The organism is Amycolatopsis sp. NPDC057786 (genome assembly GCF_042797905.1).
GTDB lineage: Bacteria > Actinomycetota > Actinomycetes > Mycobacteriales > Pseudonocardiaceae > Amycolatopsis.
In genome coordinates, this window is record NZ_JBHVKW010000008.1 from 60,346 (window position 1) to 76,953 (window position 16,608).

Sequence of the window (16,608 nt, forward strand, 5' to 3'; positions counted from 1 at the left end):
TCTGGCCAGGGAATGGTCCGGGCGCGCCAGGGTTGGCCCGTACGGGCCAACTTCCGGTGGGGTCAGTCCGCCGGTACCTCGACCTCGACGGTCAGTCCGCCACCCGGACGGTTCCGGAAGTCGACGCGGCCGCCGAGCGCCTGCACGATCTGCTCGACGATCCACAGGCCGAGCCCGGCCGTGCCGCGGTTCGAGCCGGACGCGGTGAACTTGCCGGTCAGCCTGCCGAGGCCGCTACTGCCGATGCCTGGACCACGGTCGTGTACCTGGAGCCGGAGTCTGCCGCCCGTGACCTCCGCTTCGACGTCGACGGGTTTGCCCTCACCATGGCGGGCGGCGTTCTCCAACAGGTTCGTCAGCACGCGGCGGAACCGCTGGGGGTCGGTGGTGACGCTCAGCGTGTCGTCCAGGTCCAGCCGCAGCTGCGGTGGCCGAAGTCCGGCGGCGTCCGCGGAGGCCAGCACCAGCACGCGCAGCGCCACCGTTCGGACTCTGCCGGTGCCGAACTCGGGACGGCGGCTGGTCGCGACATCGGCGAGGGCGTCGAGCATGTCGGAGAGGTGGTCGGCGTGCTCGGAGATCAGGCGAGTGCCGGTTTCGCGGTCGGCCGGTGCGACCGGGTGGCCGGCGGAGAGACTTCGGGCCAGCGCGCACAGCGAGGTCACCGGGGTGCGGAACTCGTGCAGCAGGACCGCTAGACCCTCCTGCTGGGACTGGTAGGACTCGAGCAGCCGCCGCCGCAGATCGCGTTCCTCCTCGGCCGCGGAGTGCCCGGCCATCGCCTCGACCCGGGCGGCGATCCCGGCTTCCCGCTCACGCTCGACCTGCCGGGACAGGCTCGCTCCGAGCACTCCGGTGAAGATCAGGTAGCTCGACCACCAGAGGCCCGCGAGCCATCGCTGGCCCCATGGCGTGAACCTGGGGTCGACCAGGAGCGCCACCGCGAGGTAGAGGACGCTGAGCCCGAAGGCGAGCGACACGGTCGGTCCGAGGGGCAGGCGGATCGCCGCGGCCGTGACCACGAGCAGCAGGATGGCCACCGCCGGACTGACCGCCGCACCGGTCAAGGCGACCGTGGCCATCGCGAAGGCCGAGTCGAGGGCGGTGAGCAGCCAGGCCGCCGGCCGGGCGCTCAGCTCCCAGTGCGGATTCGCCGCGACGACGATGGCGTAGCCGGACGCGAGGGACAGTGTCGCAATGATCAGCGGCAGGTGTCGCCGGACATCCTCGCCGCCGGTGATCAGCAGCAGGGCCGTCGAGAGCGCGACCGCCAGCCGCACGGTCACCATCACCCGGGCGACCACGAACGCGCCCGGTGTTGCTTGCGCGCTGGCCGGCATGTCGCTCTCCTCGTGACTCACTGTTATCGCCATGGTTCACACGGTGGCGAAAAGTAGTGTCATACTAGGCCGGTGGCTGACCGGCGCCTGGTGATCGTGATCGTGGATGATCACGATCTCTTCGCGAGAGGACTGGCGCTGCTGCTGACGACCAACGCCGGTGACCGCTTCGAGGTAGGTGGAACCACCACGTACGTCGAAGAGGCGGCCGCTCTCGCCGAGTCCTGTGCGGCCGACCTCGCCGTCGTCGACCTGGCCATGCCGCCGCTCGGTGGGGCGGCCGCGATCCGCCAGATCAAGCGGCGCCACCCGGCCACCCGCGTCCTCGCGCTGTCCGGTTCGGACGATCTCGAGCTTGCCGAGCAGGCGCTGCGCGCAGGCGCCGACGGGTATCTCACCAAGTCGGCCGACCCGAATGTCCTCGTCGCGCCGCTGCTCACCGTCGCCGCCGGATTCCGGGTCCTCGAAGGCGAGCTGCTCGATCTGCTGCTCACGACGGCCCGTAAGCCGCCGGAAACGCTGCTGGACGCCCTCGACTCCCAGGACCTGCGGTTGTGGGCGCTGCTCGCCCGCGGTATGGAGACCCAGGACATCGCCAACCGGATGCTGGTCTCCGAGCGCACGGCCAAGCGCATGGTCGCCTCGCTGCTGAACCGGATCGGCGCGGCCAACCGGGTCGAGGCAGCCGGTCTGGCTGGTGCGTACGGCCTGCTCGACCACGGCGAAGACAACCGTCCAGAGTAGACACCCAGATGTGCCACGGTGCCTTCCTCGCGGCGCCGCCGGGCTTGGGCGTGCCGTGAACGCTACTACCCCAATGGGTAGGCCATTTGCCGCCAGATGGTGATGCGATCACCGTTACGTGCGCCGCATCATTACCCACCATCGCAGTCCCGCGACGCGGATGACCGATGTGGACGGTCCCGCTCGGAGAAGGAGTTGGGTGGAATGGTGAGCCGATCGCGAGTCGGAGTGGATGCGCGGCCGGGCATTCGGCCCCCGGTTTCCCGGGGGATCGATTTCGTGGCCTGCGGTCACGGTATCTGGCGCGGTTTCGCCGTTCTGGTGATCGGCGCGCTGCTTCAGCCGGTGGCCGCAGCCGTCGCACCTGTCGTCGGTGCGAGTTTCCTGCTGATCACCGCGGTCGTCGCCTTCGCGATCGCCGGGTTCCGCACCGGTGGCGCGACGTCTCCGATCCTGCACGGCGCGGTGACCGCGGTCGGCAGCTACGTTCTCGTGCTGCCCTTGGTCTTTCTCACCTCGGTGCCGGTCGGACCGCAGCAGGTGCTGGCCACCGCCGGCCTCGGCGTCGCCGCCGGTGGGCTTGCGGGCCTCGCCGGTCACTTCGTTCGTACTCGCCGGAAGCAGGGCGAAAAGGAATGACAGCAACAAAAACCGCGCCCACCCGGCGATGGGCCGCCGCCGTGCAGCGACCGCTGGTCGAGGCAGGGGAAATCGTCCATCTGCTCGGCCGTGTGCTCTGGCTGGCGGTCCGTCATCCGTTCGGTTACTGGGGCGAAGTCCGCGACCTGATGTTCGAAACACTGCGCAGGTGCTGGCTTCCGGTCGTCATTTCCACGACCGCTCTGGGTTTCGCCGGCCCGGGTATGCAGGGCGGCAGCCTCTACAGCGTGCTCGGCATCCCCGACCGGCTCGGTTCGTTCCTGCTGATGGCGAGTGTTCGGGAATTCGCGCCGTGGATCGACGCGATGATCGTCGCCGGCGTGATGGGTACCGCCATCGCCGCCGACCTCGGCGCTCGGCGGATCCGCGAAGAAATCGACGCCATGGAGGTCCTTGGGGTCGACCCGGTCCGGACTCTCGTACTGCCCCGGATCATCGCGGTCACGCTGATGACAGGCCTCCTCGAGGTTTTCGCGCTGGTGTGCGGCGTCATCGGCGGTTACATCGCGGCGGTGCCGATCTTCGGCGCCACCGGGGCGGCGTTCATCGGGAACTTCTGGTCCAACGCGACCACGACGGACATGTGGGGCAGCATCGTGAAGACCCTCGCGTTCGGACTGATTCTTTCGGTTGTCTGCTGTTACAAGGGATTGAACGCCCAGGGCGGCCCGATCGGCGTCGGCCGCGCGGTCAACCAGGCGGTGGTCATCTCGTTCGCCTCAATCTGGATCTTCAACTACGTCTACACGTCCGTGCTGCTCGGATTGAACCCCGACATGCAGGTCTTCAAGTGAGGAATACGGAATGACCGGAAAGGTTCGGCGCGGGCCCGGGGAAAAGCCGACGGGCCGGACGGCGGCACCCGACGTCGAGATCACGTTCAGCGGGATCGCGGCGAAACTGCGGGACGCGGTCGCGGTCGGCGGCGACATCATGAAGTTCGCCGGCCGCACGGTGCGTGCCCTGCCAGAGCTGCGTCACCACGTCACCGAAGTGTTCGCGCAGGCCGGGATTCTGATTCTCTCCAGTGGCATCATCATCTGGTTGATGCAGTTCGTCGTCGGCACCATGTGTGCGACCGAAGCCAGCTACACCCTCAAACAGATCGGCGCCCCGATCTATTCGGCGGTGTTCAACGACGTCTGCGGGCTGCGAGAGATGTCGGTCTACATGTGGGCGTACATCTTCGCGGCGAAAGTCGGCTGCGGGCTCGTCGCGGAGATCGGGTCGATGCGTATCGCCGAGGAGATCGACGCGCTGGAGGTGCTGGGCATCAAGTCGCGCAGTTATCTCGTCGGTACCAGGATCGCCGCGGCATGGCTCTGCATGCCCTTCCTCTACATCGTCGGGCTAGGGCTGATGTTCATTTCTATGCACCTGGTCACGGTGTACCAGTTGGGCACCGTGTCCAGCGGTGGATATTCCTTCGTTTTCTGGCTCTTTCAGAATCCCTACGATCTGATGGCCGCGATGTCGAAGATGGTCGCGATGGGCACGATCATCATTTTCGTCGGCTGCTACTACGGATACACCGCCTCCGGTGGACCGGTGGGGGTCGGGAGAAACACCGCGAAGTCGATGATGCTGAACATGGTGCTCATCCATGTCGTCGGGTTGCTCGGCACCTGGTTCTTCTGGGGCTCCTACCCGAACATGCCGATCGGAAACTGACAAGGAGAATTCATGGTCACCGGGGTGAACGGTACGGCCGTCGACACGATCGGCTCACCGGGGCGGGTGCACACGATGGAGGTGCGGAACGTCCACAAATCCTTCGGCAGCTTCGAGGTTCTGAAGGGGCTCAACCTGGAATTCGCCGACAACGCGATCACCACCATTCTCGGCCCATCGGGTACCGGGAAGAGCGTGCTGATCAAACATCTCGTCGGCCTGCTGGAACCAGATCAGGGCGAGGTGATGATCTTCGGCCGCGATATCTGGAAGATCGACGAACATGAGCGCTACGAACTGCGGAAGCGGTTCGGCGTCCTGTTCCAGGACGGCGCCCTGTTCGGGTCCATGAACATCTATGACAACACCGCGTTCCCGCTGCGCAAGCACACCGACATGAGCGAAGACGAGATCGAGGCGATCGTCAACCAGCGGCTCAAGGAGGTCGGCCTCGAGCGCTCGTCCTACAAGTACCCCAACGAGGTTTCCGGCGGTATGCGCAAACGTGCCGGCTTCGCCCGGGCGCTGGTGATGAACCCCGACATCGTCCTGTTCGACGAACCGGATTCGGGGCTCGACCCGGTCCGGACCAGCCTGCTCAACGACTTGATCCTCGACATGCACCAGGAGTACCGCGGTACCTACCTGCTGGTGACCCACGACATCCGTACCGCGCGCAAGGTCAGCGACTACGTCGGGGTCATCTGGAAGGGGCAGGTCGTGCACTACGGACCGACCGAGGAGGCCTTCAACTCCCCGGACCCGTTCGTCCGCCAGTTCCTCTCCGGCGACTCCGCCGGACCGCTGGGAATGGACTGAAATGATGCGCAGAATTCCTTTCCTCGTGCTGGGAGTGGCGGCGGTGGCCGCCGCCGCGTTGCTGATCGCGCCTGGCGACGACGAATACCCGGCGAACGTGGTGCTGCCGTCAGCGACCGGGCTGATCGCCGGCAGCAAGGTCCTGATGAACGGGTTCGAGGCCGGGCAGGTGTCCAGTGTGTCCATCAAGGACGGACAGGCTCTGGTCGCTCTGAGGCTGGACCGGGACTTCGCGCCGCTGCATTCCGGGGCGTCGGCGAGCATCGTGTGGAAGGCGGTACTCGGCGAACGGCAACTCGACGTCCGCGACGGCGCGAAGACGAACCCGGTGATCCCGGCGGGGGGCACCCTGGACGGCAAGGTGTCCGACCCGGTCGAGATGGACAAGGTCCTGGACGCGCTCGACCCCGCCACCCGCGCCCATCTCAGCTCGCTGGTGCGCGGACTCGATAGCACCGTTACGGGCAACGAGGCGGATCTCCAGCAGACCGTCCGGAAGGCGGGACCGACGGTGCAGGCGCTCGGTGAGGTGCTGCGAGCGGTCGGCTCGGATGGGCCGGCGATCAAGGATCTGGCCGGACGGATGAACGGTATGGTCACGACGTTGGTGAACCGGGACCAGCAGGTGCGCGGCATCATCTCCGGACTGTCCGGCGCGACCGACGCGGTCGCGGGGCAGCGGGACCAGCTGCGCGCCGCGCTGCGGAAGCTGCCGGCCACTCTCGCCACGGCGGACCGGACGCTGGCAGCCGTGCCCGGCACGGTCGACAAGGCGGTGCCGCTGCTGGACGACCTCCGCCCGGCCACCGATCGCTTGCCCGCCGTGGCCCGCAACCTGCGTCCGGTGCTGGCGGACCTCCGGCCGACCGTCGCGCAGCTGCGGCCGACCCTGGGTTCGCTCGGGACCCTGCTGCAGTTCACCCCGGGATTGCTCGACAGTGCCCACGGCGCGCTACCTGGAACGGACTCCGCGGTTGCTTCGCTGACCCCCGCCCTGAACTTCCTGCGGCCCTACACACCCGAAGTCGTCGGGTGGTTGTCGAATTGGGGCTCCTCGGCCGCCAACTACGACAGCAACGGCCACTACATGCGCGTCAACATCCCGGCGGGGATTTCGAGTTTCGACAACAACCCCGGGGTGATGCCACCCGGGATGGTCAGCGACCCCTTCCCGGAGCCCGGCGCGATCGCAGGGCAGCCGTGGACCGACGCGTTCGGGAGTGGTGTCCGGTGAAGCCTTCGCGGAAGATCCAGGCCGCGCTGGTCACGGCCGCGGTGGCGGTAGCCGTAACGGGCGCCGCGATCACCAACACGAAATCCGGCGCACAGCCGGAAAAACTGACCATCGCCGCAGAGTTCGCCGACGCGAGCCCGCTGGTCGTCGGCAACGACGTGAAAGTCAAGGGAGTCACCGTCGGTGAGGTGGCCGACATGGATATCCGCGACGCGAAAGCGATCGTCACCCTCAAAATCGACGGGGCGGCACTACCCTTGCACAAGGACGCCCGCGCCACGGTGCGGCCGGTAAGCCTGCTGGGGGAGCGCTACGTCGATCTCGACCGTGGCACCGCGTCCGCGCCCCTGCTGAACGACGGTCACGTACTGCCGGTCGCGCAGACCGGGCAAGCCACCGACCTCGACCAGGTGCTCAACACGATCGACGACCCGACGGGCCAGTCGCTCGCCGCGTTGGTCACGATGCTGGGCCAGGGCATGCAGGGCAACGGCGCTAACGCACAGGCCTCGATCAAGGCACTCGCGTCTTCCATGCGGGACACCGACGGGCTGGTCAAGATCCTCGGCCAGCAGAACCAGTTGCTCGCCGACGTCGTCGACAACGTGCAGCCGGTCGCGAGCGCGCTGGCTGCCGACGGCGGCAAGACACTGGGTGACCTCGTCGACTCTTCTCGACAGGTGCTCGACGTCACGGCGAAGAACCAGCAAGGACTGGACGCCACACTCGCCGAGCTGCCGAGCACCCTCGCCGCGGCCCGTGACACCCTCTCCGAGCTCGCCGGTACCGCCAAGTCCACCACCCCGGTGCTCGAGGGGATGAGGCCGGCGACCGACGACCTCACCGCCATCAGCGACGAGCTGCGGAAGTTCAGCGAGTCCGCCGACCCGGCGTTGACGAGTGCGAAACCTGTTCTCGAGCGTGCCGAGAAGCTGATGGACGCGGCACGGCCGGTCGTCGAGGAACTCCGGAAGGCAGGCCCGGCCCTGCGCGGCACCGCCGCCGGGGCGAACCCGCTCACCGCGCAGCTGACCGGCAACATCGAGAACGTCCTGAACTTCTTCCGGTTCTGGGCGATGTCGACAAACGGCTGGGACGGCCTCTCGCACTACTTCCGGGGTCAGGCGATCATCCATCCCGAGGAGATCACCGGATTGCTGCCCTCACTGACCGGGACCCCGCCGCCGCCGGCGATTCCGGGTTCCGGCAAGCCACCGGCTTCGTCACCGCTGCCCGGGTTGCCCGGCCCGCTCGGTTCGTCAGGCCTGCTCGACCAGAATTCCCTCACCGCGCCCGACGGTGGCGTGACCGGGCTCAACGAACGCCAGGAGAGTGGCGTTCTCAACTTCCTGCTCGGAGGTTCCTGATGGCCAAGCGCCGGTCGCGCAATTTCCGCTCGGTGTCCACGGGCGCTGTCGTCCTGGTGGTGTTCGCCCTCGCACTGCAGCTCGCGCTCACCGCGGACCAGGGACTGCCGGGTGCGAGGTACACCCTCGTGGACGCCGACGTCTCCGACGTGGGCGCGCTCCGCCCCGGTGACGACGTCCGCGTCGCCAGCGTCCGGGTCGGCCGGGTCAAGGACGTCCGGCTCGTCGACGGCACGCCGAGGGTGACGCTCCAGCTCGACGGCAGGCGGGCGATCTACCGGGACGCAGCCGCGGAGGCCAAGACCGTCACGGTGGCATCACGGTCCGCCCTGGGGCAGAAGTACATCGCGCTGACCCCGGGCACGCCCGGCGCGGGTGCTCTCGGCCCGGCCGACGTCATCCCGTCGAAGCGGACAGCGGGATCGCAGGAACTGAGCGAACTGCTGGACGTCCTTGACGCACCCACCCGGGACGCGCTCGGCTCGACCGTCCGGGAAGCGGGCGGCGGGGCGGGCGGACACGCACAGGATCTGCGAGACGCGCTCAAGGCCGCACCGGAGCTGCTGCCGGACCTCGCGACCGTGTCGAAGGCCTTGTCGGGCAACGAGGGCGCGGACCTGACAGCACTGCTCACCGCGACCGACCGGCTCTCGGCCAGGTTCGCGGGCAGGCAGCAGCAGCTGCCGGAACTCCTCGGACGGCTCGACACGACGATGCGGGCCGTCGCGGTCGATGACGGGAAACCGCTCGACGACGTCGTCAGGCGAGCGCCGGGCACACTGCAGGCGGCTCGGTCCGGCCTGCGGTCGCTGCAAGCACCGCTCAAGGACCTGCACGCCGGCATGTCACAGCTGGCGCCCGGGGCACGGGCACTCGGCCAGGCGACCCCTGACCTCCGGGGTGTGCTGCGGGAAGCGGTGCCGCCGCTGGGAAAGGTGCCGGAAGTCGGCAAGCAGGCCGAGCCCGCGCTCTCCGACCTGACGAAGACCATCGCCGATGCGCGACCACTGGCGCCACGGCTGACGCAGACCCTCGCCAGTGCCGACCAGTTCCTGCGAGTGCTGGCCCCGTATGCGCCGGAAGTCAGCGGGTGGTTCACGAACTGGGCCGCCGCACTCTCCCACGGTGACGCCAACGGTCACTTTCTGCGGCTGTACCTGTTGTTCAGCGAGGAGTCCGTGCTCGGCCAGGGCGGTGTGCGGGATCCGCTGGTCGCCAGGAATCCCTATCCCGCGCCGGGTGAGGCGGCCCAAGACGCCCGGAAAATCCCAGGAGGAAACCGGTGAAGGCGTTGTCATTGCGTTCTCACAAGGAGAAACGGCGTCCGGTGACGGCGTTCAAACTCGGCGTCATCGTCCTGGTGGTGACGTTACTGGCCGGGTATGCACTGGTCGAGAAGGACCGCGTCGCGACAGCCCTGCGGCCCGGTGACATCGTCCGTGTCCAGTTCGCGCAGGACTACCATCTGCAGCCGTTCGTGTCCCAGGTCAAGATCGCCGGTGTCCCCGTGGGCGTGGTCTCCTCGGTCAGCCGGGCAGGCGACGGTTCGGCACTGGTCGAGGTCAAGGTCGACGGCGGTGTCACCGGCAAACTCGGTGCCGCACCGCGCGCGGCCCTGCGCCCGACCACCGTTCTCGGCGGCAAGTACTACGTCGAGCTCGTCCCCGGCGGTGACCGGACCACGTTCACCGGCACGATCCCGGTCGACCGGACCCGGATCCCAGTCGAGCTTCAACAGCTTGCGGACGCCCTCCAACCCGATGCCGTGAAGGGCATCCGATCCGCGACGCGGAACCTCGACGGCACCCTGCGTGCCGGCGGGGGAGCGGCGATCGAACGGCTGCTCGCCGACGCGCCGGACACACTCGACGCGGCGACACCGGTTCTGCAGGGCTTGCAGGGCAAGGACCCCCGCACGGACCTGACGAACCTTGTGCACGGGTTCGAGTCGACCGCACGCGTGCTGACCGAAAAGCCGGGACAGCTCGACGCGATCGTGCAAAACCTGCATCAGGTCACCGCCACGTTGGACAACCGGCGAACCGACATCGCCTCCGCGATCGCCGACCTACCGAGGACGCTGGACAGCGCGGACGACGGGCTCGCCCACCTCGGCGTCACGCTCGGCAAGCTGCGGGACACCGCCGACCCCGCGCGTCCGGTCGCGCGTGAGCTCGACTCGTTCCTCAGGCACGCCGATCCGGTGCTCGCCAGGACCCGGCCGCTGCTGTCGGACGTGCGCGGCCTGCTCACCGACGTGCGGCCGCTGGTCGAGCAGCTCGTACCCACCGCGCGGGACACCACGAAGGTATTCGACGACGTCCGCGGGCCGGTGCTCGACCGCGTCAATGGCCCGATCATGAACCGGGTGCTGTCGCCCTTCAAAGGCACCGGCATCTACGCCGGCGGTGGCTCGGACCATCCGCTCTACAAGGAGATCGGCTACATGTTCGCGACCATGGATCGCGCCTCCTCGCTCACCGATCCGAACGGTGTGGCCGTCGGCCTCCAACCGGGTTTCGGTGGCGGCAGCATCGCGGGCACCCCGATCAACTTCGAGCAGCTGATGAACACGCTCGCCCACCTGCAGGGCGCCACACCGGAGAACAGGAGCGGCCGATGAACGCGCACCCGGGCCGGATCCGGCGTACCTGGCAGCGGATCTCGAGTGAACCGCGGCTCAAGCGCAACGTCTTCGCGGTGGTCGCGCTCGTGACCGCAGGGCTGGTGACCGGCGGTTACATCCTGACGATGCAGCAGGTCCGCGTGCCCTGGGACGGCAAGACCCGCATCTCGGTCACGTTCGCGTCGGCACCGGCGATCAACCCTTCGAGCAGGCAGGAGGTGCGGATCGCGGGGGTGGCCGTCGGCGACATCCGCGAAGCGAGCGTCGACGACCGCGGGCAGGCGCGGCTCGAGCTGGCGATCGACGAGGAACACCGGATCTACGACAACGCCCGTGTCCTGTTGCGACCCAAAAGTCCGCTGAACGAGATGTACGTCGAGCTGAATCCCGGCGGCCCGCCCGGGAAACCGCTACCGGAGGGTGGGGTACTGCCCGTCGCCAACTCGGTGCGTCCGGTGCAGGTCGACGAAGCACTCGGGCACCTGGACGCCAATACCCGGGACGCACTCACCACCCTGCTGGCCGAATCGGACGTCGCGCTGGCCGGAGCACCCGGCAACCTCCCGCAGGGCCTGGACGCGACCGACCAGGTGGTACGGGACCTGCGACCCGTCGTCACCGCTCTGCAGACACGCAAGGAGAAGTTGCAGAACCTGGTCACTGCGTTGGGGCAGATCGCGTCGGCGACCGGTGGCGACGACGAGCGGCTCGGTGCCTTGGCCGAGTCACTCCAGAAGACCCTGGCGACGGTGGGACAGCGCAACGGGGACCTCGATGCCGCGCTCGCCCAGCTGCCGGACTTCACCCATCAGCTGCACCAGGCCACCGGGAGCGTCGGCGCCTTGAGTTCCCAGCTGGACCCGGTCCTGGACAAGCTGCGGGAGGCGAGTGGGACTCTCCCCGGTTCGCTCGAGAAGTTCACCGGCACGGTCGACAAGCTCGGGCAGACCGTCGACTCCGCACGGCCGGTCGTCGACAAGGCGGCACCCGTCGTCCGGGACCTGAGGCCGTTCGTCGGTGACCTCAACGCCTCGTTCGGTGATCTGCACGCCGTGACCGGACGGCTGGGCCCGATCACGACGGCGGTGCTGCCGTACCTGGACGATCTCGCCGCGTTCATCACGAATTCCCGGTCGATCACGAGTCTGCGCGACGGGACCGGCGGCGCGTACCGCGCCATCGCCCAGCTGTCGCCGGACAGCATCACGGGCCTGCTGCCGCTGTTGCCCGCCCTGCAAGCCGCCGCCGTGCGTTAGGGAGTGTCCAATGAGGATTCCCAGTAGGCATGTCCCGCACATCCGGACCCTTGTGCTCGCCGTGTTCATCGCCGCGTGCGCCGGCCTGTTCGGATACCTGTGGCTGAACTCCGGTGGGCGGTTGCCCGGCATCTCCCAGGCGGGTTACACGGCCGAGGTGCAGTTCCGCACGGCGTCGAACCTGGTCTACGACTCCGACATCACCATCGCGGGGGTCAAGGTCGGCAAGGTCCAGGCGTTGCGCACCGAAGGCGACCTCGCACACGTCACGATGCGGCTCGACCGGAACGCTCCGCTGCACGAAGGAGTGACCGTCAAGGTCAGGAACAAGACGCTGATCGAGGAGACGTACCTCGAGATCACCGACGGCAACGGGCCCGCGCTCCCCAACGGCGTCGCGCTGCCGCCGACGGCGGGCAAGGAGGCCGTCGAACTCGACGACGTACTCACGAGCCTCGACAAGCCGACGAAGGAGTCGCTGGGTTCGCTCGTCCGCTCGCTCGGTGCCGGCACGAAGGACACCAAGGAGGGCGTTTCCCAGGCGCTGCAGGGGCTCGGCGATCTCGGACGCGAAGGTCACGGCGCTGTCGACGCGCTGGCGGCCCAGTCCGAGGATCTGCGGCAGCTCACCGGGAACACCGCCAAGCTGCTCACGGCGCTGGACACCCGGCAGGGGCAGATCGCCGACCTCGTCTCGGACGCGGACAAGCTGACCCAGGCGACCGCGGGCAGCGACACCGAGCTCCGTGAGGTCATGCAACGGCTGCCCGGTCTGCTGGACACTGCGAAGAACGCGAGTGGCGGGCTGAGCCGGCTGTCACCCGCGCTCGCCCCGGTCGCGAGCGGCCTGAACACGGCGGCGCCCGATCTCGACTCCGCGCTGCGGGACCTGCCTGCCGCGTCCGCGGATCTGCGCGGCCTGTTGCCCTCGCTCAACGGCGTGCTCGACGCGGCTCCCGGTACGCTGCAGAGGGTGCCCGCGGTGGCCGCCGACGCGTCGAAGTTCCTGCCGACCCTGAACGTGGCGCTGGGCGACGTGAACCCGATGCTGTCCTACCTCGTGCCCTACGGCCGCGATGTCGCCGCCTTCTTCACCAACATCGGCCAGGTGACCGCGCGGGGTGACGCCAACGGCAACGCGATCCGGCTGTTCATGGTCTTCAACGAGCAGAGCGTCAAGGGTGTGCCGGCGAACATCGACGTCGGTCCGCTCAAGAAGAACAATCCGTTCCCGGCACCGGGACAGTCGGCGAATCCGGGCGCGTTCAACGGTACGTACCCGCATGTCGAGAAGGACCCGCCGAAGTGAAGCGCCTCGAGCTGAGGAGGCCGTCCCGCAAAGCCCTGGCGCTGGCCGCCGCCCTCCTCGTCCTCGCCGGGTTCGTGGGCATCGGCATGGCGAAGACGCGCATCGAGACCGGGATCGGCTCTTTCCTGCCGGGCGACGACCCCGCCGTCACCCGGTTCGAGGAGCTGAGCCGGTCCTTCGGCGGCGACCCGGTGGTCGTGCTGCTCGAGGCGGAGCAGCCAGGGCTGTTACTGGACCAGCCGCACCTGCCGTCGCTGGTCAAGCTGGAGGGCGAGTTCACGAAGCTGCCCGACGTCGCCGCCGTCTACGGGCCTGGGACCGTGCTGAACCAGGCCGCGGGCCGGGCGCAGGACCTGATGGCGGAGCTGGCTGGCCGCCGCGACCGCCTGCGTGCGCAGGCTCAGGCACAGGCCAAGGAGCGCGGGGCGTCCGATGCGGACGCCGCCAAGGCCGCCGACGCCGCGCTGACCGGATTCGACCAGCGGTACGGCAAGCTGCTCGTGCAGGCGCTGCCCGCCGGGCTGCCGACGTTGAAGAACCAGGCGTTCGTCAACTCCGTCGTGTTCGGAGCGGACGGGAACCCGCGGCCGCAGTGGCATTTCGTGGTGCCATCGGCGAAGGCGGCCGCGATCCTGGTGCGGCCGCGGCAGAACCTCGACCAGGCCGGGACCGAGCGGCTCGTCCAGGGCGTACGGGACGCCGTCGACGCGGCCCGTGTCGATGGGGCGAAGGTGACCGTGTCCGGCGTGCCCGCGATAGCCGGCGCGCTTGCCGACGAGGTGCGTGCGGAGTTGCCCCTCCTCGGTGGTGCCGCTCTGCTCGCGGTCGCCCTGTGTTTCCTGCTCGTGCCGTGGCACCGGCGCCGGCGGCGGTTGCTCCCGCTGGCCGGTTCGCTGGCCGCCGCCGCGGTGACGGTGGCGGTGTTCGGTTGGCTCGGTCGTCCGTTGTCACTCGGCGTGGTGGCCTTCCTGCCGGTATTGCTCGGCGTCGGCAGCGATTTCCCGACCTACCTGGCTCGGCGGGCCGACCGGCGGGTGGTCTTCGCGGTCGCGGCCGCCACCGCGGCCGCGTTCGGTGCGCTGGCCTTCGCGCCGTTGCCGTTCGTACGGGATCTCGGTATCGCGCTCGGAATCGGTGTGCTGGTCGCCTTCGCCATCGGCTTGTCGTTCCGGCCCGCCGCCGTGGAGCCCGAATCCGCCGCAGTCCGAAGTGGACGCACAACGAGCCTCCCGGTGCGACTGGGTGTCGGGCTGGTGGTGGTGGGACTCGCGGTGGGCGGCTGGGCGATGTTGCCGAGGCTGTCCCTGCAGAGCGATATCCAGAGCTTTGTGCACGGGCTACCGGCGTTCGACGACGCGAAGCGGGTCGAGCAGGTCATCGGCTCCTCGGGCGAGGTCGACGTAGTCCTGCACGGCCCGGACGTCACGTCCCCGCAAGCGCTGGCCTGGCTGCGCCAGGCCCAGGACGTGGCCATCGCGCGGCACGGGGACAGCCTCCGTCCGGTCGTTTCACTGCCGACGCTGCTGAACTTTCTCGGGCCAACGCCCACCAAGGACGAGATCACCGCGGCCATCCGGCTGCTGCCGCCCTACCTGACCGGATCGGTACTACGGGCCGACTCGCGGCAAACCGTGCTCTCGTTCGGAGTCCGGCTCAACGACGTCGAGGGCCTGGTCGCCCTGCGCGACGACCTGCTGCGCCTGCTCCCGCCGGCGCCACCGGGGTACCACGCCGAATTGACGGGACTGCCGGTCGTCGCCGCGCGCGGGTACGAACTTGTGTCCGGCAACCGGTTCTGGACCAACGGGCTCGGCATCGCCGTCGCCGGGCTGGTGCTCGCGGTGGTGCTCGCCCGGCGGAAGGACGCGCTGCGCGCGGTCGCGACCGCGCTGCTCGCCACCGGGGTGGGCCTGCTCGGAATCTGGATGACCGGGATTTCCTTGACGCCGATCACGATGGCGCTGGGGTCCCTCATCGCCGCCGTCGGCTGCGAGTTCGCGGTGCTGCTTGCCGAGGCAGAACGCCGTCGCGATCACGCGTTGCGCAGATCCGTGCTGCTGGTCGCCGCGGTCTCGACCGCCGGCTACCTCGTTCTCTCGCTCTCGCGGCTCGACGCGATCCGGCAGTTCGGATTGCTGCTCGCCGCCGCCGTCCTGCTGTCCATCGCCGCCGCGCGGCTCGTGGTCTGGCTCGCGCCCGGCCGCACCCGGGCCGGACCCGGGTCCGAGACCACCCCAGCGTCCGATCCACTCGTGGGAGTCACCTCATGAAACTCACCGCACTGCCAGGCAAGGTCCGGCTGCCCCGCAGCCGACGCGGACGAATCCTGACCATGTTGGTGCTCGTGGCGCTGCTCGGCGGCGCGGGGATCGGATGGTGGTCGTCGCGCGCCGGCGAGCTGCCGGACGGCGTGGTCTTCGCGTACGGCGATCAGACCGAGACGGTCGAGCAGTTGCAGGACCGGATCCAGACGCTGAAGGCGCTGTACGGGGTACAGCCGCCGGACACGCAGGACACCGCCAAATCGGACACGTTTCGCCGGGACACGGCCAAGGCGGTCGCAGTGGGCATGGTGCTCGACGGCGCGGCGCGCGATCGCGGGATCGTCATCGCGGACAAGGCTGCGCGTGACGTGCTGACCCGGTTCATCTCCCAGCAGATCGGTGAAGGGCCGGACGCGAGGAGCAAGTTCGTGCAGGCGCTCGGGACCACAGGGACGTCCGAGGACGCGGTGATCGACGAGATCAAGCGCCAGCTCGCGGTTTCGCAGTTGTTCGATTCGGTCACCAAGGGGAGCTCGGTGAGTGATGCCGAGGTCGCGGACGCGTTCGCCCAGCGAAAGGCACAACTGGACAATCCGGAACGGCGGCAGATCGCCAACATCGTGGTACGGACGAAGGAGGACGCCGACCGGGTGCTCGCCGACCTCAACGCCGGAACGCCGTTCGAAACCCTCGTCGCCCAGCGGAGTCTGGACGGCGCCACGCGCGGCAAAGGCGGTGACCTCGGCCAGGTGACGGCGGCGCAACTGGAAGACGAGTACGGGAAGGCGGCGTTCGCGGTACCCGCCGGCGGTCGGTTCGGTCCCACACAGACCAAGAATGGCTGGAACGTAGGCTGGGTCCGCCAGGTCCTACCGCCACAGCCCGCCGTCCTCGACCAGGTCAAAGACCGGCTGAAGCAACAGCTGGTACTGGAGAAGGCGCTCGCCACATGGCGCGAATGGCTAGGGTCGCAACTCGCCGGTGCGAATGTCCGGTACGCCGACGCATACCGTCCGGCCGACCCGACCGCACCGCCGCAGCAAGCGCCCGGCTGGTCGGTGCCCGGCCAGGCGCCAGGACAGGCGCCCGCACAGCCCCGGCCGTCGCGATGATCGCGGACTTCGCCGTGCTCGCGGCGGCGGGTGCCGCACTGGTGGCGATCGGACGGTGGGGCTGCCGTGCGGCGGCGGAAAGGACCAGCCCGACCCTGCCGAAAGCGGAGCGTCTGAGGCGGATCGGGAAGCTGCGACGGAGTGGATACGCGCTCCAGGTCGTGGGTGTCGTGTTCGTGCTCGCCGCGGTGTGGAGCCTTTGGTGA

The 16,608-nt window shown here is 68.8% G+C and carries 15 protein-coding genes; 14 read left to right on the forward strand and 1 reads right to left on the reverse strand.

What is annotated here, in order from left to right:
• Nucleotides 1-62 precede the first annotated feature (62 nt).
• On the reverse strand, nt 63-1,373 hold the full coding sequence (locus ACFVM3_RS08065) for an ATP-binding protein (protein ID WP_378436721.1): 1,311 nt from the start codon (nt 1,371-1,373) through the stop codon (nt 63-65).
• Between the two features lie 39 nt (nt 1,374-1,412).
• Between ACFVM3_RS08065 and ACFVM3_RS08070 the strand changes: the two genes are divergently transcribed.
• The 14 genes from ACFVM3_RS08070 to ACFVM3_RS08135 all read left to right on the forward strand — a co-directional run bounded on the left by ACFVM3_RS08070 (nt 1,413) and on the right by ACFVM3_RS08135 (nt 16,608).
• Nucleotides 1,413-2,084, forward strand: a complete 672-nt coding sequence (locus ACFVM3_RS08070) for a response regulator (protein ID WP_378436722.1) — start codon at nt 1,413-1,415, stop codon at nt 2,082-2,084.
• Between the two features lie 279 nt (nt 2,085-2,363).
• Nucleotides 2,364-2,723, forward strand: a complete 360-nt coding sequence (locus ACFVM3_RS08075; RefSeq protein WP_378436724.1) for a hypothetical protein — start codon at nt 2,364-2,366, stop codon at nt 2,721-2,723.
• On the forward strand, nt 2,720-3,538 hold the full coding sequence (locus ACFVM3_RS08080) for an MlaE family ABC transporter permease (RefSeq protein WP_378436726.1): 819 nt from the start codon (nt 2,720-2,722) through the stop codon (nt 3,536-3,538). The genes ACFVM3_RS08075 and ACFVM3_RS08080 overlap by 4 nt, the downstream gene beginning before the upstream one ends.
• A 10-nt stretch (nt 3,539-3,548) precedes the next feature.
• Nucleotides 3,549-4,415, forward strand: coding sequence for an ABC transporter permease (locus ACFVM3_RS08085; protein ID WP_378436728.1), 867 nt, complete (start codon nt 3,549-3,551; stop codon nt 4,413-4,415).
• 12 nt (nt 4,416-4,427) lie between these two features.
• Entirely contained in the window at nt 4,428-5,234 is an 807-nt protein-coding gene (locus ACFVM3_RS08090) for an ABC transporter ATP-binding protein (RefSeq protein WP_378436730.1), read from the forward strand.
• Between the two features lies 1 nt (nt 5,235).
• The gene (locus tag ACFVM3_RS08095) at nt 5,236-6,468 is read left to right on the forward strand and encodes an MlaD family protein (protein WP_378436731.1); all 1,233 of its coding nucleotides are present in this window, start codon (nt 5,236-5,238) and stop codon (nt 6,466-6,468) included.
• Nucleotides 6,465-7,835 (forward strand): MlaD family protein, encoded by a 1,371-nt coding sequence (locus tag ACFVM3_RS08100; RefSeq protein WP_378436733.1) that lies wholly within the window; start codon nt 6,465-6,467, stop codon nt 7,833-7,835. The genes ACFVM3_RS08095 and ACFVM3_RS08100 overlap by 4 nt, the downstream gene beginning before the upstream one ends.
• On the forward strand, nt 7,835-9,121 hold the full coding sequence (locus ACFVM3_RS08105) for an MlaD family protein (RefSeq protein WP_378436735.1): 1,287 nt from the start codon (nt 7,835-7,837) through the stop codon (nt 9,119-9,121). Before ACFVM3_RS08100 ends, ACFVM3_RS08105 begins: the two co-directional genes overlap by 1 nt.
• Before the next feature lie 41 nt (nt 9,122-9,162).
• Complete coding sequence (locus ACFVM3_RS08110; protein WP_378436737.1) at nt 9,163-10,458, forward strand: MlaD family protein; 1,296 nt, start codon at nt 9,163-9,165, stop codon at nt 10,456-10,458.
• Nucleotides 10,455-11,717 (forward strand): MlaD family protein, encoded by a 1,263-nt coding sequence (locus ACFVM3_RS08115; protein ID WP_378436739.1) that lies wholly within the window; start codon nt 10,455-10,457, stop codon nt 11,715-11,717. The genes ACFVM3_RS08110 and ACFVM3_RS08115 overlap by 4 nt, the downstream gene beginning before the upstream one ends.
• Before the next feature lie 10 nt (nt 11,718-11,727).
• The gene (locus ACFVM3_RS08120) at nt 11,728-13,026 is read left to right on the forward strand and encodes an MlaD family protein (protein ID WP_378436741.1); all 1,299 of its coding nucleotides are present in this window, start codon (nt 11,728-11,730) and stop codon (nt 13,024-13,026) included.
• The gene (locus tag ACFVM3_RS08125; protein ID WP_378436743.1) at nt 13,023-15,296 is read left to right on the forward strand and encodes an MMPL family transporter; all 2,274 of its coding nucleotides are present in this window, start codon (nt 13,023-13,025) and stop codon (nt 15,294-15,296) included. The genes ACFVM3_RS08120 and ACFVM3_RS08125 overlap by 4 nt, the downstream gene beginning before the upstream one ends.
• On the forward strand, nt 15,293-16,402 hold the full coding sequence (locus ACFVM3_RS08130; RefSeq protein WP_378436745.1) for a peptidyl-prolyl cis-trans isomerase: 1,110 nt from the start codon (nt 15,293-15,295) through the stop codon (nt 16,400-16,402). The genes ACFVM3_RS08125 and ACFVM3_RS08130 overlap by 4 nt, the downstream gene beginning before the upstream one ends.
• Entirely contained in the window at nt 16,399-16,608 is a 210-nt protein-coding gene (locus ACFVM3_RS08135; RefSeq protein WP_378436747.1) for a hypothetical protein, read from the forward strand. The genes ACFVM3_RS08130 and ACFVM3_RS08135 overlap by 4 nt, the downstream gene beginning before the upstream one ends.

Coding starts and splice junctions, on each gene's coding strand:
- ACFVM3_RS08065 (WP_378436721.1), bottom strand. CDS start 1,373: ATGGCGATAACAGTGAGTCACGAGGAGAGCGACATGCCGGCCAGCGCG.
- ACFVM3_RS08080 (WP_378436726.1), top strand. CDS start 2,720: ATGACAGCAACAAAAACCGCGCCCACCCGGCGATGGGCCGCCGCCGTG.
- ACFVM3_RS08085 (WP_378436728.1), top strand. CDS start 3,549: ATGACCGGAAAGGTTCGGCGCGGGCCCGGGGAAAAGCCGACGGGCCGG.
- ACFVM3_RS08090 (WP_378436730.1), top strand. CDS start 4,428: ATGGTCACCGGGGTGAACGGTACGGCCGTCGACACGATCGGCTCACCG.
- ACFVM3_RS08095 (WP_378436731.1), top strand. CDS start 5,236: ATGATGCGCAGAATTCCTTTCCTCGTGCTGGGAGTGGCGGCGGTGGCC.
- ACFVM3_RS08105 (WP_378436735.1), top strand. CDS start 7,835: ATGGCCAAGCGCCGGTCGCGCAATTTCCGCTCGGTGTCCACGGGCGCT.
- ACFVM3_RS08115 (WP_378436739.1), top strand. CDS start 10,455: ATGAACGCGCACCCGGGCCGGATCCGGCGTACCTGGCAGCGGATCTCG.
- ACFVM3_RS08120 (WP_378436741.1), top strand. CDS start 11,728: ATGAGGATTCCCAGTAGGCATGTCCCGCACATCCGGACCCTTGTGCTC.
- ACFVM3_RS08130 (WP_378436745.1), top strand. CDS start 15,293: ATGAAACTCACCGCACTGCCAGGCAAGGTCCGGCTGCCCCGCAGCCGA.
- ACFVM3_RS08135 (WP_378436747.1), top strand. CDS start 16,399: ATGATCGCGGACTTCGCCGTGCTCGCGGCGGCGGGTGCCGCACTGGTG.